The sequence below is a fragment of the Corynebacterium neomassiliense genome (assembly GCF_900626215.1).
Taxonomy (GTDB): domain Bacteria; phylum Actinomycetota; class Actinomycetes; order Mycobacteriales; family Mycobacteriaceae; genus Corynebacterium; species Corynebacterium neomassiliense.
Genome location: NZ_LR131106.1, coordinates 369,727 through 392,165 on the forward strand (window position 1 = coordinate 369,727; position 22,439 = coordinate 392,165).

At 67.1% G+C, this 22,439-nt stretch carries 21 protein-coding genes; 10 read left to right on the top strand and 11 right to left on the bottom strand.

Annotated features, from left to right (window positions below):
- Positions 1-20 precede the first annotated feature (20 nt).
- Positions 21-521, bottom strand: coding sequence for a phosphoribosyltransferase (locus E0E18_RS01645; protein WP_130839166.1), 501 nt, complete (start codon positions 519-521; stop codon positions 21-23).
- A gap of 45 nt (positions 522-566) precedes the next feature.
- On the opposite strand from E0E18_RS01645, the gene E0E18_RS01650 reads away from it, so the two are divergent.
- From E0E18_RS01650 to E0E18_RS01665, 4 genes are all read left to right on the top strand, one after another.
- Positions 567-1,511: a 2-dehydropantoate 2-reductase gene (locus E0E18_RS01650; RefSeq protein WP_066587588.1), complete on the top strand. Its 945-nt coding sequence runs from the start codon at positions 567-569 to the stop codon at positions 1,509-1,511.
- Positions 1,512-1,633: 122 nt separating this feature from the next.
- Positions 1,634-2,131 (top strand): MarR family winged helix-turn-helix transcriptional regulator, encoded by a 498-nt coding sequence (locus tag E0E18_RS01655; RefSeq protein ID WP_066587589.1) that lies wholly within the window; start codon positions 1,634-1,636, stop codon positions 2,129-2,131.
- Positions 2,128-2,550 carry an organic hydroperoxide resistance protein gene (locus E0E18_RS01660; RefSeq protein WP_066587591.1) on the top strand — a complete coding sequence of 141 codons (423 nt, stop codon included), beginning with the start codon at positions 2,128-2,130 and terminating at the stop codon, positions 2,548-2,550. Before E0E18_RS01655 ends, E0E18_RS01660 begins: the two co-directional genes overlap by 4 nt.
- A 99-nt stretch (positions 2,551-2,649) precedes the next feature.
- On the top strand, positions 2,650-3,639 hold the full coding sequence (locus tag E0E18_RS01665) for a zinc-binding dehydrogenase (RefSeq protein ID WP_237559589.1): 990 nt from the start codon (positions 2,650-2,652) through the stop codon (positions 3,637-3,639).
- A 7-nt stretch (positions 3,640-3,646) separates the two neighbouring features.
- On the opposite strand, the gene E0E18_RS01670 is transcribed toward E0E18_RS01665, so the two are convergent.
- The 4 genes from E0E18_RS01670 to E0E18_RS01685 all read right to left on the bottom strand — a co-directional run bounded on the left by E0E18_RS01670 (position 3,647) and on the right by E0E18_RS01685 (position 7,801).
- Complete coding sequence (locus tag E0E18_RS01670) at positions 3,647-4,480, bottom strand: hydroxymethylpyrimidine/phosphomethylpyrimidine kinase (protein WP_066587593.1); 834 nt, start codon at positions 4,478-4,480, stop codon at positions 3,647-3,649.
- A 101-nt stretch (positions 4,481-4,581) separates the two neighbouring features.
- The gene (locus E0E18_RS01675) at positions 4,582-5,232 is read right to left on the bottom strand and encodes a DJ-1/PfpI family protein (protein WP_227870969.1); all 651 of its coding nucleotides are present in this window, start codon (positions 5,230-5,232) and stop codon (positions 4,582-4,584) included.
- Between the two features lie 208 nt (positions 5,233-5,440).
- Entirely contained in the window at positions 5,441-6,676 is a 1,236-nt protein-coding gene (locus E0E18_RS01680) for a pyridoxal phosphate-dependent aminotransferase (protein WP_237559776.1), read from the bottom strand.
- A 270-nt stretch (positions 6,677-6,946) separates the two neighbouring features.
- Positions 6,947-7,801, bottom strand: coding sequence for a DMT family transporter (locus E0E18_RS01685; RefSeq protein ID WP_237559590.1), 855 nt, complete (start codon positions 7,799-7,801; stop codon positions 6,947-6,949).
- Between the two features lie 100 nt (positions 7,802-7,901).
- Here E0E18_RS01685 and E0E18_RS01690 point away from each other — a divergent pair, with 100 nt between their 5' ends.
- Positions 7,902-9,326 (top strand): aminotransferase-like domain-containing protein, encoded by a 1,425-nt coding sequence (locus E0E18_RS01690; RefSeq protein ID WP_066587599.1) that lies wholly within the window; start codon positions 7,902-7,904, stop codon positions 9,324-9,326.
- Between the two features lie 7 nt (positions 9,327-9,333).
- Here E0E18_RS01690 and E0E18_RS01695 read toward each other — a convergent pair whose 3' ends face one another.
- Entirely contained in the window at positions 9,334-10,212 is an 879-nt protein-coding gene (locus E0E18_RS01695) for an HAD family hydrolase (protein ID WP_130839170.1), read from the bottom strand.
- Between the two features lie 19 nt (positions 10,213-10,231).
- Positions 10,232-12,034, bottom strand: coding sequence for a penicillin-binding transpeptidase domain-containing protein (locus E0E18_RS01700; RefSeq protein WP_130839171.1), 1,803 nt, complete (start codon positions 12,032-12,034; stop codon positions 10,232-10,234).
- A 113-nt stretch (positions 12,035-12,147) separates the two neighbouring features.
- Here E0E18_RS01700 and E0E18_RS01705 point away from each other — a divergent pair, with 113 nt between their 5' ends.
- From E0E18_RS01705 to E0E18_RS01720, 4 genes are all read left to right on the top strand, one after another.
- Positions 12,148-13,203, top strand: a complete 1,056-nt coding sequence (locus E0E18_RS01705) for an alpha/beta fold hydrolase (protein ID WP_130839172.1) — start codon at positions 12,148-12,150, stop codon at positions 13,201-13,203.
- Between the two features lie 6 nt (positions 13,204-13,209).
- Positions 13,210-14,121, top strand: a complete 912-nt coding sequence (locus E0E18_RS01710) for a class I SAM-dependent methyltransferase (protein WP_237559591.1) — start codon at positions 13,210-13,212, stop codon at positions 14,119-14,121.
- A gap of 174 nt (positions 14,122-14,295) precedes the next feature.
- Entirely contained in the window at positions 14,296-14,868 is a 573-nt protein-coding gene (locus E0E18_RS01715; protein WP_066589685.1) for a hypothetical protein, read from the top strand.
- A 153-nt stretch (positions 14,869-15,021) separates the two neighbouring features.
- Positions 15,022-16,020, top strand: coding sequence for an isopenicillin N synthase family dioxygenase (locus E0E18_RS01720; RefSeq protein ID WP_130839173.1), 999 nt, complete (start codon positions 15,022-15,024; stop codon positions 16,018-16,020).
- Between the two features lie 77 nt (positions 16,021-16,097).
- On the opposite strand, the gene E0E18_RS01725 is transcribed toward E0E18_RS01720, so the two are convergent.
- The gene (locus E0E18_RS01725; protein WP_066587614.1) at positions 16,098-16,436 is read right to left on the bottom strand and encodes a thiamine-binding protein; all 339 of its coding nucleotides are present in this window, start codon (positions 16,434-16,436) and stop codon (positions 16,098-16,100) included.
- Between the two features lie 33 nt (positions 16,437-16,469).
- Positions 16,470-17,636, bottom strand: a complete 1,167-nt coding sequence (locus E0E18_RS01730) for an aminotransferase class V-fold PLP-dependent enzyme (RefSeq protein ID WP_130839174.1) — start codon at positions 17,634-17,636, stop codon at positions 16,470-16,472.
- Between the two features lie 122 nt (positions 17,637-17,758).
- Here E0E18_RS01730 and E0E18_RS01735 point away from each other — a divergent pair, with 122 nt between their 5' ends.
- The gene (locus E0E18_RS01735; protein WP_161972231.1) at positions 17,759-18,643 is read left to right on the top strand and encodes a GDSL-type esterase/lipase family protein; all 885 of its coding nucleotides are present in this window, start codon (positions 17,759-17,761) and stop codon (positions 18,641-18,643) included.
- 90 nt (positions 18,644-18,733) lie between these two features.
- On the opposite strand, the gene E0E18_RS01740 is transcribed toward E0E18_RS01735, so the two are convergent.
- Positions 18,734-19,060 carry a hypothetical protein gene (locus E0E18_RS01740; RefSeq protein ID WP_130839176.1) on the bottom strand — a complete coding sequence of 109 codons (327 nt, stop codon included), beginning with the start codon at positions 19,058-19,060 and terminating at the stop codon, positions 18,734-18,736.
- A gap of 928 nt (positions 19,061-19,988) precedes the next feature.
- Positions 19,989-22,391, bottom strand: coding sequence for an excinuclease ABC subunit UvrA (locus E0E18_RS01745; RefSeq protein ID WP_237559592.1), 2,403 nt, complete (start codon positions 22,389-22,391; stop codon positions 19,989-19,991).
- Positions 22,392-22,439: the final 48 nt, after the last annotated feature.

Consider the following 22,439-nt stretch of genomic DNA (forward strand, 5'->3'; position numbering starts at 1 on the left):
CCGGCGTGTCAGCCGGACTGTCAGCTGGCCTCTCCACCGGCGGGGAGGCCGGACGGAGTGATGACGGGGAAAGAGGACCAGGGGAAGTCGATCCACCGGTCGGTCTTCTTCCACACGTAGTCGGGTTTGATGATCGACCGGGACTTCTCGTAGATCACCGCGGTGCGGGATTCGGTGACGGTCTCGGCGCAGAACTGCTGGACGAGCTCCAGGGTCTTGCCGGAGTCCGCGACATCGTCGGCGATGAGGACCTTCATCCCTGAAAGGTCCACCGCCTCCGGGGTCGGGGGAAGCATGACGGGCTGGTCGAGGGTCTCACCGATTCCGGTGTAGAACTCCACGTTGATCACCGAGACGTTCTTCACGCCCATCGCGTAGCCGAGTGCCCCTCCGATGAGGAGGCCTCCGCGTGCGATGGAGAGGATGAGATCGGGCCGGTAGTCGTCCACTATTTCCTGGGCAAGTTCCTTGATGGCGTCACCGAAGAGTTCGTAGGTGAGAATCTCGCGTTCGTCGCTCATGGGGTCTCATCGTAGCGTGTGCCCGCCGGGCCTAGGATGGGCGCCATGAGAATCGGAATCATCGGTGCCGGAGCGGTCGGCACCTACTTCGGCGCGTCCCTGGTGAAGGCTGGTCACGAGGTCACTGTCCTGGCACGTGGCGAGGCGCTCGACCGCCTGCGTTCGCGGGGGCTCAGCGTGACGGTGGGAGAGGCTGAGGCAGAGTTCACCCGGGCCCGGCCGGCGGAGAATGCCTCTCAGCTTGTCGGTGCGGACGGCCGCCCGCTCGATGTCGTCCTGCTGGCGGTGAAGGCGACGGGGGCAACCGTGGATGAACGGCGCTCCCAGATCTCCTCCATGGTGGAGGGCATTCCGGGCGCTCCGGTGATCGCGACGACACAGAATTCGGTGGAGGTCCACAGGCTGGTCGCCGATGTGGTCGGGGAGGAACGGACCTGGCCGGGGGTGGTCCGCGGATACTTCATCCACACCGGCCCGGCGGAGGTGCGTTTCATCCCTCCGGTGGCCAGTTACACCGTCGGACTGTGGAAGGGGGAGGGCAGTTCCGGTGACAGTCTGCTCACCGCGTTTGCCGGGGCGCTGACCGGGGCCGGTGTCGAGGGGATCGTCCGTGACGACATCTGGTGCGACATCTGGGAGAAGGCCATGTTCGTCACCTGTTTCGGGGCTCTGGGGGCGGTCGCGGACCGTCCGATGGGTGTGCTGCGTACGACGTTGCGGAGTAGTCTCCGCGCCCTGATGGAGGAGGTGGATGCCGTGGCACATGCCGGTGGTGTTCCGCTGGCCGGCGATGCGGTGGACAGGACGATGGCGTCCTGCGACGCCCAGCCGGAGGACGCCACGAGCTCCATGCAGCGCGACATTGCAGCCGGTCTGTCCGGTGAGCTCGATTCCCAGGTGGGGGCGGTGATCCGTGCCGGCGACGCCTGCGGTGTGGAGACTCCGGTGCATGACCTGGTCGACGGTCTGCTCAGGCTGCGGCTGAACTGACGGGCCCTGCTGGCTGGCCCTGCTGACGGGCACGGCGGGCAGGGTACGGTCACTGACCTGTGTTCCGGCCGACTGTCCCTAAAGGGTTGTGCACAATCGAATTGTGTGCAATCATGTCTGGCATGGGAGTGACAGATCAGATGGTGTGTTTCGCGCTGTACTCGGCGGCGAGGTCGACGGCCCGCGCCTACCGCACACTGCTCGCCCCGTGGGGCCTGACCTACCCGCAGTACCTGCTGCTGGTGATCCTGTGGAGCCACGGTGAGCAGTCGGTCCGGTCCCTCGGGCAGATGATGCAGCTTGATTCCGGAACCCTGTCCCCGCTGGTGCGCCGACTGGAACAGGGCGGCCTCGTGGAACGCCGGCGCGACAGTGACGATGAACGCGTCGTCACCGTTGCGCTGACCGACCGGGGTGCGGCCCTCCGGCAGGAACTGGCCCACATCCCCGGGAAGATCAGCGAAGCCATGGGCGTCACCGACGCAGAACAGGCCGCCGGTCTGATCCGCTCCCTCCATGAGGTGTGCGACTCGACGGAGCAGATGTCCCGTCGGTCCTCCGCCGACGGAAACGCCGACGGAAACACCACCCCCACCTCCGTGAAAGGAACTCAACCGTGAAAACTCTCTACACTGCCGAAGCACTTGCCGTCGGCGCAGGACGCGACGGACACGTCACCACCACAGACGGGAGGCTCGACCTGGACCTGGCCGTCCCCAGGGAGATGGGGGGCAGCGGTGACGGAGCCAACCCGGAGCAGCTTTTCGCCGCCGGGTACTCGGCCTGCTTCCACTCCGCGCTCCAGATGGTCGCCAGAACCCGCAAGGTCACACTGACCGACACCTCCGTCGGTGCCCGGGTCAGCATCGGTCCCGACGACAACGGAGGATTCCAACTCGCCGTCCATCTCGAGGTCACGGTCCCGGACATGCCCCACGCGCAGGCCCAGGAACTTGCCGACGCCGCCCACCAGGTGTGCCCGTACTCCAACGCCACCCGGGGCAACATCGAGGTCACGGTCACCGTCACCGACGACTAGTCCGGTACGGCCCGCCGGGCAGACTTCGACGCACATTCTCAGACACATCACCGCCGGCGGGGCTTTCAGAGTGCCCGGACCGGCAGACCGGAGGAAAAGATGACAGACACCATGGAAGCAGTGGTCCACGACACGTTCGGCGCACCCGAAGAGGTACTGCACCTCGAGAACCGCCCTGTCCCCGAACCAGGGCCCGGGCAGGTGAGGGTGCGGGTCATCCTGTCACCTATCCACAACCACGACCTGTGGACCGTGCGCGGTACCTACGGGTTCATCCCGGACCTGCCCTCCGGGGCGGGAACTGAGGCACTCGGTGTCGTCGACGCACTCGGCCCCGGAGTCGAGGGCCTGGTCACCGGCCAGCGGGTGGCCACCGGCAGCAGTTTCGGAATCTGGGCCCGGTACGCCGTCATTGACGCGGCGGCGGTCGTCCCGGTGCCGGAAGGACTCTCCGACGAGTCGGCGGCCCAGCTGGTCTCGATGCCGTTCAGTGCACTGAGTCTGCTGGACCACCTGGACCTGCAGCCCGGTGACTGGCTGGTGCAGAACTCCGCCAACGGTGCGGTCGGACGGAATCTCGCACAGCTCGCCGCAGCCCGTGGCGTCCACGTCCTCGGCCTCGTCCGACGGCAGTCCGCCGTCGACCAGCTGGCCGAACTCGGCATCGACGGCATCGTCGCCACCGACGGGGAGAACTGGCGGGACCGGGCTGCTGAGGTGACCGGTGGTGCCCCGGTCGTCGCCGCACTGGATTCTGTCGGAGGACCTGCCACGGCGGACCTGGTGTCACTGCTCGCCGACGGCGGGGATCTCGTCTCCTTCGGGGCGATGGGGTCACCGGTCATGGAGGTCCCCAACAGTGACGTCATCTTCCGCGGCATCACCGTCAGGGGCTTCTGGGGCAGCCGTGTCAGCCGCGAGATGGATCCCGCGAAGAAGGCGTCCCTGTTCGGTGAGCTGATCCGGCGGGTCCTCGACGGTCAGCTGGCACTGCCGGTGGCCGACATCTTCGACGCCGCACGGGTCGCCGACGCGGTGAAGGAGAGCATGCGGCCCGGCCGCACCGGTAAGACACTGCTGAGGTTCTGAGCCTCAGTCACGCACCCTGCCACACCGTGTCGAAGGGCGTGTTGGCACTGACCCGGTGCTCGATACCCCGGGTCACCATCTTCTTCGCGGTGTCGACCGCCGTGAGGATGTCACTGCCCTTGGCGAGTTCCGCGGTCAGCGCGGCGGCCACCGTGCAGCCGGCGCCGGAGACACGCTGTTCACCGATCTTCGGGGCGGTGAAACGGGTGATCTCGTGACCGTCCCACAGCACGTCCACGGCGTCCTCGCCGGGAAGCTCGACCCCACCTTTGGCCAGGACGTACGGAACCTTCTCGCCGATACGTTTCGCTGCTTCGGCGAGCTCGTCGACCGTGTCGATGTGGTCCATGCCGGACAGACTCGTCGCCTCGAAGACGTTGGGGGTGACCACGGTGGCCAGCGGGAGGATCTTCTCCTTGAGCGCATTGTCGGTGTCCAGCGCGGCACCGGGCTCCTGTCCCTTGCAGATCAGCACCGGGTCGAGCACCAGGTTCTTCCAGTCCCTCCCGGCGAGCTTCTCGGCGACGACGTCGATCGTCGCCGGAGTGCCCAGCATGCCGACCTTGGCGGTGTTCATCCGCTCGGGGGAGTGTGCGGCCAGAGCGGCCTCGAACTGCTCGGCGATGATCACGGGGTCGACCGGATGGAACCGGTGCGCCCAGCCGTCGGCGGGGTTGAAGGCGACGATGCAGGACAGGGCTCCGACACCGTACACCCCCAGCTGCTGGAAAGTCTTCAGGTCCACCTGGAAACCGGCGCCGCCGGTGGCCTCGGACCCGGCGACGACGAAAGCGATCGGGGGAGTGGCACCTGACCCGGTGCCGGTCACGGAATTTGTCATAGGGCAATTCTAGAGCAGTTCCTCGACGCATCCGGAGGTCCCCCCGGACTGTCCGGGAGCCCACTCGACAACAGCAGCGCGTGGGTGGGGTGTGACACCGCTCAGACCAGCCCGTGCAGGACCGCGAAAGGATCATCTCCTGGGTCCCGGTGGACCTCCAGTTCAATGTCCGCGGCCACGCTGTCGGCCACCTGCAGTCCCTCCCGGTCTGCGATGAGGGCGTGCGCCATATCCGTTCCGGCGGCGACACCGGAGGACGTCCACAGGTTCCCGTCGGCCACCCACCGCGCCCGCGCGACCCAGTCGACCCGACCGGTCAGCTCCCCACCCTGTCTGATGCCCTGGGACGTCACCCAGTCCCATGCGCGCTTGTTCGAGGTCGCGCGGCGGCCCTCCAGAAGACCTGCGGCGGCGAGAAGGGCGGAACCGGTGCACACCGACGCGACCGTCCCCGCCCGGGACGCCGTCGTACGCAGCAGGTCGAGGAAACCGGTGTCCCCGACCAGTCGCCGCGTCCCCGGCCCGCCCGGCACAAGAAGAATGTCGGTCGTCTCCCCGTCGGCGGTGAGATCGGACAACCCCGACTCCGTGGTCACCGTGACACCCTGGGCCGCTCGCACGGGACCTCCGGCGACAGGTCCGAGGAAACGGACCGTCCACCCCGGAACGTGGGAGAACAGTTCGACCGGCCCGAAGACATCGAGGACCTCGAAGCCGTCGAACAGGACGACGGACACCGTCTGCGCCGTCACCGCCGAACCACCGCACACCCGGAGGCGGAGGCGCGGACAGCGGCGGAAACAGGGACAGGCACAGTCGTCGTGCCCACACCGCCGGTACACGGACAGCCGGTCGTGGAGGGGGGACATGCTCTTCCGGACATCATGGGGCCCACCATACGACCGTCCGGAACATTCCGGCGCCGGTGCAGGGCACCGGTACCGCTAAACTCGCCTTCCGCTACTGCCGGTAGGACGCCAGGAAGTTGCCGAAGCGTTCCATCGCCGTGGCGAGGACCTGTTCCTCCGGCAACAGGACTATCCGGAGATGGTCCGGGGCAGGCCAGTTGAAGCCCGTTCCGTGGACCAGCAGGATGTGCTCCTGCTCCAGAAGGTCCAGCACCAGACGCTCGTCGTCCCGGATCTCGTGGACCTCCGGGTCGAGCCGGGGGAAGGCGTACAACGCACCGCCCGGTGTCACACAGCTCACCCCGTCCATGCCGTCCAGTGCCGCAGTCACGGTGTCACGTTGCCGACGCAGGCGTCCTCCCGGTGCGGTCAGTGCGGTCACGGACATGTCGGCGTCCTGCCCGGTGCCGGCACCGCCCAGTGCCGCGATGACGGCCTGCTGCCCGGGGACGTTGGGGCACAGACGGGTCGACGCCATGAGATTCAGACCGTGGAGGAAATCGGAGGCGTGGTCTGTCGGACCGGTGACCACCAGCCAGCCGGCGCGGTACCCGGCCAGTCTGCTGGACTTCGACAGACCGGAGTAGCTCAGGGTCAGAAGATCCGGGGCGACCGCGGCAAGGCTGGTGTGGCCCGACGACGGTCCTGCGACGGTGGCTGTTCCGGTGGCGTCCCCGTAGATGATCGCGTCGTAGATCTCGTCGACGAGGAGGGTGAGTCCGTGGCGGCGTGCGATGTCGGCGATTCCGCGCAGGATGTGCGGCGGGTAGACCGCCCCGGTCGGATTGTTCGGGTTGATCACCACCACTGCGGTGGTCCGTTCGGTGATCCGGGCCTCCATGTCGGAGAGGTCCGGATTCCAGGCGTCCTGTTCGTCGCACCGGTAGTGCACAGGAGTTCCCCCGGCGAGGGTGACCATCGCCGTCCACAGCGGATAGTCCGGGGACGGGACGAGCACCTCGTCGCCGTCGTCGACCAGTGCCTGACAGGTCATGGTGATCAGCTCGGACACACCGTTTCCGAGGAAGACCCTGTCACGGGTCAGCGAGGGGAAACCGGGAACAGCGGAGTACCGGCCTATGACGGCGTCGAGCGCCTCAGGCAGACCGTGGGAGGCGGAGTAGCCGTGTGAGATGTCGAGGGTCCGCGCCATGCCGGCCACGATGCCGGGTGGTGCCGCGAAGCCGAAGGGCTGCGGATTTCCGATGTTGAGTCTGAGGATCTCGACACCGTCACGCTCCAGTTCGGCGGCCCGGTCGGCGACCGGCCCCCGGATCTCGTAGAGCACGTTGCGGAGCTTCGACGACTGTCTGACGGTTCTGACGGTCCGGCCGGTACGGGAGGTACGGGAGGTACGGACGCCGGAGGGTGCGGAACCTGCGGGAACTGCGGGGACCGGGTGGAATTTCCGGGGGGAATGCACGGGGAACCTTTCGGTGGAGACAGGGGGGAGACAGGGGGGAGATAGGGNCCGATGTGTTGAAGAGGCAGGGGGGGAGATAGGGGGAGGAGCATTTCAGCGCTCATCTGCTTCCGGACATCTGTTTCCGGGAGCATCTCAGGAGCGGGAGCGCACGGCCGTGGCGGCGCAGACGATGACACCGGCACCGGCGAGGACGGTGGCCGCCGACACCGGCTCCCCGAGCATCAGGACGGCCCAGGCGATACTGAGCACCGGCTGGACCAGCTGGATCTGGCTCACCTGCACCATCGGCCCGTACGCGAGCCCCCGGTACCAGGCGAAGAAACCGAGGAACATGCTCACCACACTGAGATAGGCGAGGGACGCCCAGGCCGGGCCGTCCACCACGGACCAGTCGTCGGGCCGGGACAGCACGGCACACAGGGTCGTCAACGGCAGGGCCAGGACCAGGGCCCGGCAGATCGTCTGCCAGGAGCCGATCTCCCGGGACAGCAGACCGCCTTCGGCGTACCCGATCCCGCCTGCCACCACGGCGAGAAGCAGCAGAAGATCCCCTGTGGCGACACCACCGGTCCCGCCGTGCAGGACCCCGGCCGTCACCGCGACCACGGCACCGCACAGTGCGGCGGCCCAGAACCGGAGGCCCGGCCGTTCACCGGTCCTCAGGACGGTGATCACCGCCGTCGCCGCGGGAAGCAACGCGACAGTCACTGCACCGTGCGAGGCCGGCAGATCCTGAAGAGCGAAGGAGGTGCAGACAGGGAATCCGACCACGACGCCGCCGGCGACCAGGAACAGACGACGCCACTGGGATCCGGTCAGCCTGCCACGCAGCTGCCCGGCCGCGCCGAGCACGAGAACGGCGAGAACTCCGGCGACCACCGCCCTCCCCGTCCCGACGAAGACAGGGGAGAGCCCGCCTGTCACGGCGATGCGGGTGAAAGGAACCGTGAACGAGAAGGCGACGACTCCCAGTAAGCCCCACAGCACACCGGGGGACAGCTGTCCCGGCGGAGCTGCACCGTCGACCCCCGGCGACTCAGTCGATAGCAGTTTCGGAACACGCGCAATAGCGCTATTATCATTCTTCATGTCTGACAGTAGCAGTTCGAGGCTGGCAGCGGAACTCCGAACCTGGGTGGCGGACCGCGCGCCGGGAACCCGGCTGCCGTCCACCCGAACCCTCGCCCGGGACCACCGGGTCGGACCCGTCACCGTCCAGGAGGCGCTCAGAACCCTCGGCGCCGAAGGCCTCATCGAGACCCGCCCCGGGTCCGGTACCTTCGTCGCCAACGCACACAGGGCACGCAGGGTCCGGCCCACCGACTACTCCTGGCAGGTCGGAGCACTGGGAGAGGTCACCGGCCGCTCCGCCGCAACCGCCGGTGTCCTGCGGCCCACCCCGGTGGACGCCGTGGCACTGCACAACGGATTCCCAGACCCCGACCTGCTGCCCGTCACAGCGGTCAGGCAGGCACTGGTGAGAGCGGCCCGCTCCCAGGCGGCGGTCGGCACCGCGCCCCGGGCAGGTCTCCAGGAGCTGCGCGGCTGGTTCGCCCAGGAACTCGCCGACAGCACACCGCCGGGCGTCACCCCGGTCACCGCCACCGACGTCACCGTGCTGCCCGGCACCCAGGCCGGCCTCTCCGCGATCTTCCGTGCCGTCGCCGGGGCCGGGGAACCGGTCGTCTTCGAATCACCCACCTACTGGGGTGCCGTCCTCGCGGCAGGACAGGCAGGGGTGCGCTGCGTCCCCCTGCCCGGAGGAGCGGACGGGCCCGACCCCACCGAACTTGACCGCATCCTCACCCGGACCGGTGCCAGGCTCTTCTACGCCCAGCCCCGGTTCGCCAACCCTACGGGAGTGGTCTGGAGCCCCGGAGTGCGTCAGGGCGTCCTCGAAACCCTGGCACGGCACTCCGCCTTCCTCGTCGAAGACGACTGGGCCAGGGACTTCCCGGTCGATGCCGCCGAGAGCAACGACCCCCGGCCCCCGCTGGCCTCCACCGACGACTCCGGACGGGTGATCTACCTCCGGTCCCTCACCAAGTCCCTGTCACCGGCACTGCGGGTGGGAGCTGTCATCGCCCGCGGCCCCGTCCGCGAACGCATACTCGGCAACGTCGGAGCATCGGCCATGTACGTCTCACCTGTCCTGCAGGCCGCGGCCCTCGACGTCCTCGGTACCCCTGCCTGGCGCAGTCACCGCAGGTCCCTGCCCGAACGACTGGCCTACCGGCGCGACCTGCTGGTGACCGCCGTACGCTCCCGGCTGCCCGGGGCCGTACTCGACCGGGTGCCCTCCGGAGGACTGAACCTGTGGGTCAGACTGCCCGACACCACCGACCTCGGCAGGCTCGTCGCAGACTGTGAGGCCCGGGGGGTGATGGTCGCCAGCGGCGACGACCTCTTCCCCGCAGAGCCCACAGGCAGGTACCTGCGGCTCAACTTCGCCGGCCCCGAACCCGGACGCTACGACGAGGCGGTAGGGGTCATCGCGGACTGCCTCCGGTGACGGAAGTTCAGCCGAGTACCGATTCGATGACCCGTGCGACCCCGTCGTCGTCGTTGGAGGCGGTGATCCCGTCCGCGGCGTCCTTCACCGGGTTCAGGGCATTGGCCACCGCCACTCCACGGCCCGCCCAGGACAGCATCTCGATGTCGTTGAGTCCGTCACCGAAGGCCAGGACCTCCGTGCGGTCCACACCGAAATGACGGCACAGCCTCGACAGACCTCCGGCCTTCGACACCCCCGTGGCCATGACCTCCACGAACGGGGCACCTGAGAGTGTCACCACGAAACCTGAGCCGTCGAGTTCACCCGCGTCACTGAGCTGCCTGACAGTCCCGTAGAGTTCAGCCGCGCTGAGCGTGGCATGCCGGAGAACCAGCTTCACCGCCGGTGACGCTGCCAGCTCCCGGTGGGGGACACCGGTCATCGTCGCAGGATCCCGCCGGTGGTCCACGAAGGACGCCAGGTCGGCGTAGCCCTCCGACGGGACGAAGGTCTCCCCGGCGTCCCTGACGACCGCGTAGCGCACCCCGTCGACATGCCGGTCCACCGCAGAGATGATCTGCGTGAGCACCGCGGCCGGGATCTCGTCGGCGAAGAGCAGCTGCCGGGTGGTCAGGTGCACCCCGAAAGCACCGTTGCTGCACAATGCCCACCCGTCGAAGCCGAGTACCGGCTGCAGGTGGCGCAGTCCCACCGGATTGCGGGCGGTCGCCGGAACCACCCGGATACCGGCGTCCGCCGCAGCGTCCAGGGCGGCGCGGGTCCGGGCACTGATCCCGCCCCCGCTGGTCAGCAGTGTGCGGTCGAGGTCCGTGGCGATCAGGCGGGGACGCCACGGGACCGCAGGAGGGGTGACCGTCAGACTTCCTCCGGTGCCTGTGTCCATGGTCCTGCTGTGCATGGTCCTACTGTGCCACGGCCGGTTCACCGGGGGAACCGGCGGAAGAATCGTCGAGGGCCCCGTCGAGGGCGACGTCGAGGGCCCCGTCGCGCAGCAGGCGGCCGGAGAGCTCCACCGCAGGAAGAGAGGAGTCCGCGCCGGCGATGAAGGTGCAGAATGCGACGTCACCGACAATGCCCACGAACCATCCGTGGGCCGCCTGCCCGTCCACCTCGGCGGTACCCGTCTTGCCTCCCAGCCCCGGGATGTCCCGGAGCGACGCCGCGGTCCCGGACTCCACCGTCTCCCGCATCATCGTCTTCAGTTCGTCCACGACAGCAGGGTCGACCGGACCAGGGTTCCGGTCCGACGCCGTGCTCTCCCCCTGGACAAGAGAAGGGGTCACCATTGTCCCGCCCGCGGCGACGGACGCCCCGGTCAGCGCCATACCGAAGGGGGACGCCAGAACCTCGCCCTGCCCGATCGCCGACTCCACCCGGGCCGCACCCTGACCGGTGACCGGTACTGAACCGGTGACCGTGGTCATGCCCGGCGCGGTGAAGTCGACTCCGAGTCCCAGCTGCGCGGCCGTGTCCCTCAGATCCTCCGGGCCGAGATCACGGGAGATCAGGGCCTGGGTGGTGTTGCAGGACTGGGCGAAGGCGGTGTGCAGCGGCACCTGCCCCAGGGAGAAGTCGTGGTCGTTGGGGATGGTGCGCCCGTCGACGTCCACGCTCGCAGGACAGTCGACGATGTCGTCAGGGCCGACGGTTCCTTTCGACAGGGCTGCCGCCGTCGTCACCGTCTTGAACGTCGACCCCGGAGGGAAGAGGCCGGTGAGGGCGGGCGTGCCCGTGGCGTCCGCGGCGCCGTTCTGGGCGGCGGCGAGAACCCCGCCCGTGGACACTGACAGTGCGACGACGGACGCCGGGAGCTCCACAGAATCCACGGCCCGGTTCGCCGCGGCCTGCACTCCGAGGTCCACGGTCGTGTGCACCGGTTCGACCTGCCTGGCGGCCCTGCTGCCGATCACCGGGCCGGGTGAGCCGTCGGTGTGCGTGACCGCCAGCGTCCACCCCGCGGACTCGTCGAGCTTCCGGGTCCAGTAGTCGGTGAGCCCTCCGTCGAGCGCCGAGGAGGACGCCCTGTCCGCGAGAAGCCGTCCCTCCTCCCGGGTCGCGGTACCGGGCAGGTCGGTGAGCGCTGCTCCGACCCGGTCGAGATCCTCGGCCCGCAGGGAGAACAGTGCAACCGGTGAATCTCCGGCGTCGGCGATCCGGGCCTCGGCGTCGGCGACGTCGAAGTCGGGGATCACGGGGCGGACCGCCTCGGCGACGCGGGTGATGTCCGCCTCCCTCGTCGCGGTGACGACGGTCACCGGTGTCCAGGTCATCTGGACGGTGTTCCTCCGGTCGAGGATCTGAAGACCGTAGTTCCGGTCGTCGGAGTAACTGACGGTGGCGTCGGGGGAGAGGCCGTCGGCGAATATCGCCGGACTCCAGGTCACTGTGCCTTCACCACCGGTGGTCAGCGTGCCCGTGGACGTGGTCTCGTCGCCGTCCGGGACGGTCCAGGTCACCGTGGAGGTGTCATCCTCGGACTCCAGGTGCAGGCCGGTGTCACCGATGTTGTCGTCAAGGTCGCTGAGCCAGGCCTGCGCCGCCGCGGGATCCGAGGTCTGCGCCGCGGCGTCCTCCCAGTTACCGTCGTTGACCGCCGAGATGAACTTGTCGGAGGGGGAGTCCGACCACGGCATCGCGCACCCGGAAAGCACGAGAACAGGGACAGCGACAGCGGAGGCGGTGGCCAGGACCGTGGTTGTCTTCATCGGACCAGTAGACCGTGCCCGACCGACAGTTGCAAGGCGGCCTGCCGCCGGGACAACGCGAGTTCGTGTACTTTCGTCGACGACACTGACATTACCTCCGAAAGGACCGGGCGATGCTGCACAACGACTTCTACACACCCGACAAGCAGGGACCCTACGAGACCGCGTCCGTCGGACGCCTCGAACTGGAGGAAGGCGGAGTCATCGAAGACTGCTGGCTCGCCTACGCCACAGCCGGGGAACTCAACGCCGACCGTTCAAACGCGATCCTCATCCCCACCTGGTACTCCGGCACCCACTCCGCATGGTTCGAGAACTACATCGGGGAGGACCACGCCCTCGACCCCTCCCGCTACTTCATCATCTGCGTCAACCAGATCGGAAACGGACTGTCGGTCTCACCGGCCAACACCGACGACCCGTCCATCGCCATGTCGAAGTTCCCCCACGTACGTATCGGGGACGACGTGATCGCACAGGAACGGCTGCTGCGGGAGAAGTTCGGCATCGAGGAGCTCTTCGCCGTTGTCGGAGGGTCCATGGGCGCACAGCAGACCTACGAGTGGATCGTCCGATTCCCGGACAAGGTCCGGCGGGCCGCCCCGGTCGCCGGTACGGCCAGGAACACGCCGCATGACTTCCTGTTCACCCGCACACTCAACGAGGCGATCCTCTCCGATCCGGGGTACAACGGCGGCGAATACACCTCACACACCGACGTCGCCGACGGTCTGCGCAGGCAGTCACACCTCTGGGCGGTGATGGGCCTGTCCACGGAATGGTGGAAGCAGGAGGCGTGGAGGGGCCTCGGGCTGGACTCCGTGGACGCCGTCATCGACGACTTCCTCGATCCGCTGTTCGCCTCGATGGACCCTGGGACACTGCTGAACAACGCCTGGAAGTGGCAGCGCGGGGATGTTTCGCGGCACACCGGAGGCGACCTCGCCGCTGCTCTGGGGAGAGTGACCGCGAAAACTTTCGTCATGCCCATCAGCGAGGACATGTTCTTCCCGGTACGCGACTGCGCCGAGGAGCAGAAGCTGATCCCCGGAAGTGAGCTGCGGGTCATCGACGACATCGCCGGACATCTCGGCCTGTTCAACCTCAGCCCCGGGTACATCCCGCAGATCGACGCCAACCTCCGTGAGCTCTTCGACGCGGAAGTGTAGCCCCCGTTGACGTACATCCCGCTTGACGGCAAGTCCGACCGTGGCTTCCGGGGCGGCCCGTACGGCTACACGCACGGCCACGGAGAGGCGGTGCTGCGAAATCACTCCCGGCGCACGGCGGCCGGTTCCCTGGCTTATGTGCTGCCGTATCTCACCGCCGGCTCCAGCGTTCTCGATGTCGGGTGCGGGCCAGGCTCGGTCACCCTCGACCTTGCTGGGGTGGTCTCCGGGCTCGGTGGTGCCGCGTCCCAGGTCACAGGGGTGGAGAACACTCCGGTACCGCTGAGGGCGGCAGTCGCGGCCGCCGCGGCCCGGGGGCTCGGGGCCCGGTTCATGCAGGGTGACATTTACCACCTGCCCTTTGCTGCGGGGAGTTTCGACGTCGTCGTGGCGCACCAGGTGTTCCAGCATCTCACCGACCCCGTGGCCGCGATGAGGGAGTGTCTCCGCGTCACTGCCCCCGGCGGTGTTGTCGCGGTGCGGGACGCCGACTATTCGGCGATGTCCTGGTACCCGGAGCTCCCGGGGATGTCGGAATGGTCACGCGGATACCGTGCGGCCGCACGGGCCGACGGAGCAGAACCGGACGGGGGACGCCACCTTCTGCGGTGGGCGCTGGAGGCCGGCTGCGATCTACGTGAACTCACCTACACCGTGTCGACCTGGGTCTATTCGCATGCCCCGGGCGGCAGCTCCGCCGAAGAGTTCGCCGCCGACTGGTCCGACCGGGTCAGGGAGGACCGGTTCCGTCGACAGCTCGCGCGGGTGCAGCACTCCGGTGACGGGGACTGTGACGCGGACTGTGACGGGGACGTGGATGCCGCAGTGGAGAGAATCTGTGAGGGGTGGAGACAGTGGGCAGACGACCCCTCCGCCGTGTTCGTCATGCCCCACGGAGAGCTCCTGGTCCGTCGCTGACACTCGCGCGCAGCTGTCCCGGGTGCAGGTCACGGGCGGTCAGCTGCGGTAGTTCGCGGCGTCCTTCCAGGTTGCGGTGATGTTGCTGCGGTAGTGTGCCCGGTATCCTGTGGGTGTACGGGCCTGCAGTGTCCGAACCGTTCCGACCCCGATCCGATGGAGAGCGACGTCCCGATGAGTAACCAGTACCCCTACGGCAATGACGGTTACGACGACCGGACCCGGCAGTACCGCCGCGAGGACTACCCGCAGTCCGGTTACCGGGATCCCGGCTACCGGCAGGGAGGATACGGCGACCCCGGGTACTCCGACGGCTATGAGGCGCAGGGGCCCACCCTCATCGCCGGCAAGTTCGAGGCGAAGAAGGTGACGGTGAACCTGGTGCTGCTGGGCATTCTCGCCGCCATTGTGACCTTCGCAGTCGTTCTGGTTGCCGACCAGTTGATTTCCGTGGTCACCGATGACGTGGCCCAGGGGCCGGGGGCGGCGGTCCTGCACGGTGTGGTGTCCGGGATCGTCGGCGTCCTTGCCGGTCTCCTGTACATCCCGGTCTCCGGCACGGGCAATGAGGGACTGTTCAATGCGGCGATCATCGCACTGACGGTGGCTGCGGCCGTGTTCTACGTCATTTTCGGCGGACTGCTCGACGGTGACTGGCAGACACTGCTGTCACTGGCGGCCATCCTGTGCGCCGGGATCACCGCGTACACCGCTCCCAGCAGGATCGAGAACGCCAGGGTCCGCTGAGCGGACGGTCGGGCGGGGTCCGCTGAGCGGACGGTCGGGCGGGGAGCTCAATTTGCCCGGGAGCAGGGGTGGGTGTGAGGGGCACCACTGTCCATTGAGGATGATCTGAGTAGTATGACCGGCAAATATTGCACCTCAGAAAGGTAGTTCTGAATGCCCGTCACACCTGATATCCCACTCATCGACGTTTCAGTATGGCGTTCCGGGGACGCCGGGCAGAAGGCGGAGCTGGCCGAACGCCTTGACCGTGCCATGAAAGACTCGGGGTTCTTTCTCGTCACCGGTCACGGCATCGATCCGGACCTGTCGACACGGCTCCGCGCCGCGGCGCGGACGTTCTTCCACCTGCCCGACGAGGTCAAGGAACAGTACCGGACCGGGGTCGGCGGTCGTGGCTGGATCCGTAACGGTGACGAGGCGAACTCCTACTACGGGGAGGCCGTGGATCCGGACAAGGCCGACCTCAAGGAGACCCTCACCTTCGGACGTGACCATCTCACCGGAGATCCTGCGGCGGACGCGGAATTCTTCCGTCCCAACGTCTACCCGCAGGAGGTCCCCGAGCTCCGTGACCTCGTCCTGACATGGATCGGGCAGGGAAGGGCCCTGTACACCGACCTGCTGGAGATGTTGGCGGCGGCCCTCGGGCTCGACGAGAACTACTTTGTCGACAGGGCGTCCGATTCCCCCAACACCTTCAACATCAACAGGTATCCGGCACTGTCCGTGGTCGGCAGGGCGAAGCAGGGACAGTACCGCATCGCCCCGCACACCGACTGGGGGCTGGTGACCATTCTCGACAGGCAGCCGGGGTACGGAGGACTGGAGGTTCAGACTCTCGACGGGGAATGGGCACCGGCGCCGTACGTTGAAGGCGCGATGACCATCAACATCGCAGACCTGCTGGCCCGTTGGACGGGGGACAGGTGGAGGTCCACCAGGCACCGGGTGCTGGCCCCGCCGGAGGAGGCCCCGCAGGAGGAGCTCTACAGCATCATCCTGTTCTGTGAACCGGACATGGACCAGATCGTCGAGCCTTTCGCGCCGCCGGTCGGCGGGGGAGTCCACTATGAGCCCGTCCGGGCCGCCGACTATTTCACCGAGCGGAACAGTGCAGCTTCCGTCAACGGGGACGGCCTCGTGACGAAGTGACCGGAGAGCCGTGTGACACGGGGTCCGGGACGCCACGACCGGGTCAGGCCGCCACTACCGGGGCTCTTGAGACCCTGTCAGGATGCGTGATCGCCGGATCCGGCGTCCCGGTCGCTGTCCCGGATCGCACGGTTGAGTCGTTCGACCTTGCCGGTGATCTCACCGGACCTGCCGGGCCTCAGATCTGCCTTCAGTACCAGGGACACCCGGGGAGAAACCTCCGCGACAGCCTCGCACGCCCGTCTGATCACCGGCATCACCTCGTCCCAGTCACCCTCGACCGTGGTGAACATCGACGAAGTTTCCTGGGGCAGACCGGACTCCCGGACAACCTTGACGGCACGGGCAACCACCTCCGACATTGATCCGTCGGGGTCAGGGGTGGTGGCAGGGGAGATGGAGAACGAGAACAGCACGGCAGTTCCTTTCCGGCAGTCGGTTACACGTGTTCAGCCGGCGGTACCGGAGCGGTCAGCTGCGGCGGTGGCGGGTGTGAGCTTGTCCAGACCCTTGCGGAGGCGCTCGACCGTACCGTCGATGTCTCGGAGCTTGTCGATACCGAACAGGCCGAGACGGAAAGTGCGGAAGTCCGGGCGCTCACCGCACTGCAGCGGAACGCCGGACGCCACCTGAATCCCGACTCTCCTGAAAGCGGCACCGGACGCGATGTCAGGGTCCCCGGTGTAGGACACCACGACACTGGGGGCGGCATACGCGTTGGCGACGATGGAGATGAAACCCCGGTCTGCGAGCAGCGAGCGAACTCTGCCACCGAGTTCAGTCTGGGCGTCCTTCAACCTGTCCAGACCGAAGTCCCGCGCCTCGGTCATGAGGGCAGCATTGTGTGCGAGGCTGTCAGTCGGCATCGTGGCATGGTAGGGGGTCGAACCGTCGACATAGGCGTCGGCGATGCTCAACCACTTTTTCAGGTCCATGGCGAAGCTGGTGGACGTGGTGGACTCCACAGCCTTACGCCCGGCCTCGCTGAGCATGACGTACCCTGCGCACGGTGTGCCGCTCCACCCCTTCTGCGGCGCACTGACCAGGACGTCCACGCCGGTCCGGTCCATGGAGACCCACGAGCACCCCGAGGCCACGCAGTCGAGGACGAACAGGGCGCCGACCTCGTGCGCGGCGTCCCCCAGTCCACGCAGATACTCCTCGGGAAGCTGCAGACCTGCGGCAGTCTCCACGTGCGGGGCAATGACAACCCCGGGCCGCTGCGACCGGATCGTCGCAGTCACCTCGTCGAGCGGGGCAGGTACCCAGGGAGCCGTCGTGGCGTCAGCGGTCTGACGGGCCGTGAGCACCGTGACATCGTCGGTGACGCGGCCGGCGTCGATGATCTGGGACCACCGGTAGGAGAACAGGCCGTTGCGTACTATGAGGGTCTTCCGCCCGGTCACCAGCTGACGGGCGACGGCCTCCATTCCGTACGAGCCCCCACCCGGGACAACAGCGACGGCGGAGGCGTCGTACGCCTCGCGCAGAACCGAGATGATGTCCTGCATGACGCCGACGAACCGTTCCGACATGTGGTTGAGGGACCTGTCGGTGAACACCACCGAGTACTCCAGAAGTCCGTCAGGGTCGATATCGTCGTGGGGAAGTGTCATGACCACTATTCTGGCACAGCCCCGCCTGTGCCACCCGGCCAGCCGGAGCTTGGTGACATGAAGTTTCACTGTGCTACCATTCTTCAGGTTCACTACTCATCCGTACAGAAAGTGCCCGAACTTTGCGATCTGAAGCTCCCCGCCACAGCCGTCGTCGCCGCGGAACGCGTGCCCTTCTCTCACTCGCCGCGATCGCGGGAATTGCCGGCGGTGCCGCCGCCGCAGTGGCTCCCAGCGCCACCGCGCAGCCGGGCAACATCGTCACTTTCGGGGATTCCTTCTCCGCCAACCCGGACCAGGTCCAGAACACCCTCCGCGGTGTGCCCGGCGTTTCCGAGGTGCTCGAGCCCTACCCGAGTACGGCCGGGTGCCTGCAGGCTCCGGACAACTGGCCGCACCTGCTGGGGGAGAAGACCAGAAAAACTGTCGACGACTGGTCCTGCACCGCGCAGACGTCACGCAGCATGCTGGGGAGAGTCGACGGAGCACTCGCCGCCGGCGTGATCCGCAACGACTCCACAGTCGTCATGGCCATCGGGATGAACAACTTCGGTGGCTTCGGTGTTCTCGACGGGGTGAACATCCTCGACCCCGCGAATATCCGCGACAACTACATCGCCGACATCAGGACTGCAGCTGACAGAATCCGTGCCAAGGCGCCGGACGCCAAGATCGTGATCTCCGGTGCACTGCCCACAGTCGACCGGGACACCATGGTCTTCTGCCCGGTCAACGTTGTCCCGGACCACCCGGCCGGAATCCCCGTGCCGCTGCTGCGGGACATCGAGAACTGGAACCGCGAGAACCAGATCGCGGCCGCACAGGCTGCCAAAGGGACCTACGTCGAAATGATCGACACCTCCCGTGGCCATGACACTTGCGCCCCTGACCAGGAAAGATATGTGGCCGGAGTTGTAGACACGACAACCCCGAACTACCACATGATCTTCCACCCGTCACTGAAGGGTTCCCAGCACATGGCTGACGTCCTCAGCTCAGTGGTCTGACACAGGGTAGTGCCCGGCAGGCTTCAGAGTTGAGCCGGGTGGTGCACGGATGTTTTTCGGGGGTCAGGGGCAGAGGGGGCTTCGGGGGGGTCAGTGACCGGGGCAGGAGGAACCCGCCTCCCGGCGACGCTGTGGGCTCCTGCGCCCGGATCCGCCAGCCCCGGTGATCCGTAGGAACAGGACCACAACGGTCGCTGAGACCAGCAGTGCCGCTGCCTGAACCCACTCGGATTCATCCGCGGTCACGGTGTACAGGACCATCACGGTGGCGAACACCGTCAGTAGTGCGCAGGCTCCCATACCTCCCGTGAACTTCCTGACACGTGGAATCGTGATCATGTCGACGTCAGTGGTGGGTACATCGGCCGGTCCGGTGATCGGTTCAGTCTTCGGTCCGGTGATCGGTTCATCAGTCACGGTGCCGTCCTGGGGATACGTCCTCGGGTTCAGAACACTGCAGGTCCTTTTCCTGCGATGCTGTCCGTCTGCCGCCACGCTACGTGCACGCGTTCCGGCGGTGCAACCGGGGCCGGCACGTGTCCGGCCGGCAGATCGGTGTCTGCCGGTTCTCACCGGGCCGCTCCGGTTGCCGTCACTGGTCGTCGCGATCCGTCTTCTGTCACCTGAGCTGTCACCTGACCGGCGAGGTCGGGGAGTGTCTGATGCTGATCGGCGATGAGCATGTTGCCACAGGCGGTGTGGGAGCGGTGGTCGCTGCGGGCTGCTACTACACGTCGAAATGTCATAATGTATATTATCGGCTAACCGGGGATGTGGGGTGGTGGACGTCCTTGCCTGGCTGTGACCCCAGGCTGTGACCTCAGGCTGTGACCCCAGGTTGCGACACTGTGACGGAGCCGGTGCTGCACCCCCGGTGTTCCGCTGACCGGTGTCAGTTGTGCCTGCGTCACGACAGCACCACTTGTGGTGGGATTCTGTCCGCGGCTTGTGTCGGGCGTCCGCGGGCTATGTCGACATCGGAGTCTTTGTCGACATAACCCGCGGTCATCTGTCACAACCCGCGGACGCTCCGGTTGGCATATATTTCGTGGGGCTTCTCGGATGCGGACCTCATGATGCGTACCTCACCCTGCCTGATACGCCAGATTCGGCGGTCCTGCGTCCGGTGCCCGGCCACGAGACTGCGGCCCTCATGAGGTCCCGGTGGCTGAGGGTGTCGCTGAGTGTGCCGCTGAGTCTGGTGTGGCGTCAAACTCACAGTGGCCGGGGCATCTGCTCCGGATACCCCGGGTACGGGGAAAACCCTCTCCGGAAGCTCTGAGCCATGCCCGGTCCAGGTGAGAACCCACAACCCACTTACGTCACAGTGACGAAAATGATGATGTCAGCCACCCATGCCATTCAAGTACTCCGACAAACAGAGCCCGGTCAACGTACCGGATATCGACAGATCGGCCGGAGTCCCTTCGAAGACTACACGTCCACCTTCCGTCCCCGCCCCCGGGCCGATGTCGATGACATGGTCGGCACGTGCGACCGCCCGGAGACTGTGCTCGATGACGATGACTGTTCCGCCTGCCTCCACGAGGTCGTCGAAGACGGTGAGCAACAGATCGACGTCGCTGGCGTTCAGTCCTGTCATGGGTTCGTCGAGGATGATCTTCACCGGCTTCGTGGCACCGCTTCCGCCACTTCCGCTACTTCCGCCACTACCACCGTCGACGACAGCCTCCGCCAGATGCCGCGCCAACAACAGTCGCTGCCGCTCTCCACCGGACAGTCCGTCGACGGTCCGGCCCACGGCCAGGTAACCGAGTCCGACCCGGCACACCCACCGCAGACGCGCGGCGTCCTTCTCCCCCAGCAGGTCAGCGACAGCTGCTGCGCTCATTCCACCCACATCAGCCACGGTCAGTCCCTCCACCGTCGTCGCCAGCGCCCGGTCGTTGAAACCGGTACCGCCGCACGCCTCGCACCGGACCCGCAGGTCATCCATGAACGCCAGATCCGTACGCACCTCACCGCTGCCGTGGCAGTCCGGGCACGCCCCCTGCGAATTCCGGGAGAACCACGCCGCAGGCCCACCCGAGGACGCCGCGAACAGTGATCTCACGGCGTCCGCCACGCCCGTCACCGTCAGCAGATCCGAACGCCGCCCACCGCGCAGAGGTTCCTGGCCCACGACCGTGAAATCCGGGAACGCGGCGGGAAAATCCACTGTGAACAGGCTGGATTTCCCGCTGCCCGCAACCCCCGTCACCACAGTCAGAACACCCTCGGGCACCGTGACCGAAACATCGCGGAGGTTGTTGCTCCGGGCATGGGCCAGTGGCAGCGCACCTGAGGGGGTCCGCACCCGGGACCGCACCACAGCCGGGTCCGGTGACGGCATCGATGCAGACGGCCCGCAGTAGGTCACGCGGCCACCGGAGCTCCCCGCGCCCGGACCGGTGACCACGACATGGTCGGCTGCGGCAATGACATCCGGACTGTGGTCGATGACCAGGACCGTGTTCCCACGGTCCCTCAGTTCGCCCAGCAGCCCCGTCAGACGGCGGACGTCATGAGGGTGCAGGCCTGCGGAGGGTTCGTCGAAGATGTAGGTCACCTCCGTCAGCGGGCTGCCGAGATGCCGGACCGTCCTGATCCGCCGGGCTTCACCGCCGGACAGTGTCGGAGTCGGACGGTCGAGGGTGAGATAGTCAAGACCCACGGTGAGCAGGGCGTCCACCCGGCGTGAGATCTCCGCGGTCAGGGGTGCAGCCGCCTCGCCGAGTTCCTCGTCCGCGCGGTCGAGAAGTCCGTGGAGCCGGTCGACCGGGATCGCACACCACTGTGCGATGGACTCACCACACAGGAGACTGGCTCTTGCCGCGGCGTTGAGGCCGGCCCCGGAGCACTCCGGACATGTCGTCCGGCTCACCACCGCGTCCAGTCCCGCCCGCTCGGCGGCGCTGAGCCGGGTGGGCGTCCGCCGCAGGTAGCTGTCACGGATCCTGGGGACGACACCGTCGAACCTCCCGTGGGCGGGATAGCCCGGCAAAGGACTCTCCAGCTGCAGGTCGCGGGCGTGGAGCAGCAGGTCACGGGTGTGGGAGGGTAGTTCACCCCAGGGGACGCCGGGATCGCAGAGTCCGGAGGTGACCAGTCTTCTCCACCGGTACGTCCCGGGCGCGAAGGTGGGGAACTGTACCGCTCCTGCGTCCAGTGACCTTGAGGGGTCGACCAGGGCGTCCTCGTCGATGACGGTCACGGTCGCCAGTCCCTCACAACGCGGGCACATGCCGGACGGATCATTGCGCGAGTACGCGGGCGAGAATCCTGCGGAAGGTGAGGCGAAGCGGGAGAAGAGCATGCGCAGTGGCACGGCCAGGTCAACGGCGGTCGCCACCGTGGAACGGGCGTTACCGGTGAGTCTTCTCTGGTCGACGACACTGGTGAAGGTCAGACCGTCGATCCGGTCGACGTCCGCTGGTGGGAACCGGGCCATTCGAGTACGCACGAAACTGGGGAAGTCGGCGGCGGTGGCCCGTTGCGCTTCCGCGGCGACAGTGTCGATCACCAGGGAGGTTTTCCCCGATCCGGAGACTCCGGTGACCACCGTGACCGCGTGCGCAGGGAAATGGACGTCGATGTCGCGGAGGTTCCGGGTCCGTGCCCCCGAGACGGTGATCCCCGGAGGGGGTGAAGGTTGCAGGGCTGAGCGGGAAGAGTGCGAGCCGGGAGACGCCGAAGACGCAGGAGACGCAGGAGACATGGAGGACGCAGAAGAGGTGCCGGTTCTCATGGTCAGACACGGTACGGTGAAATGCGGCAGGAAAGTGGCCTCGTCTCC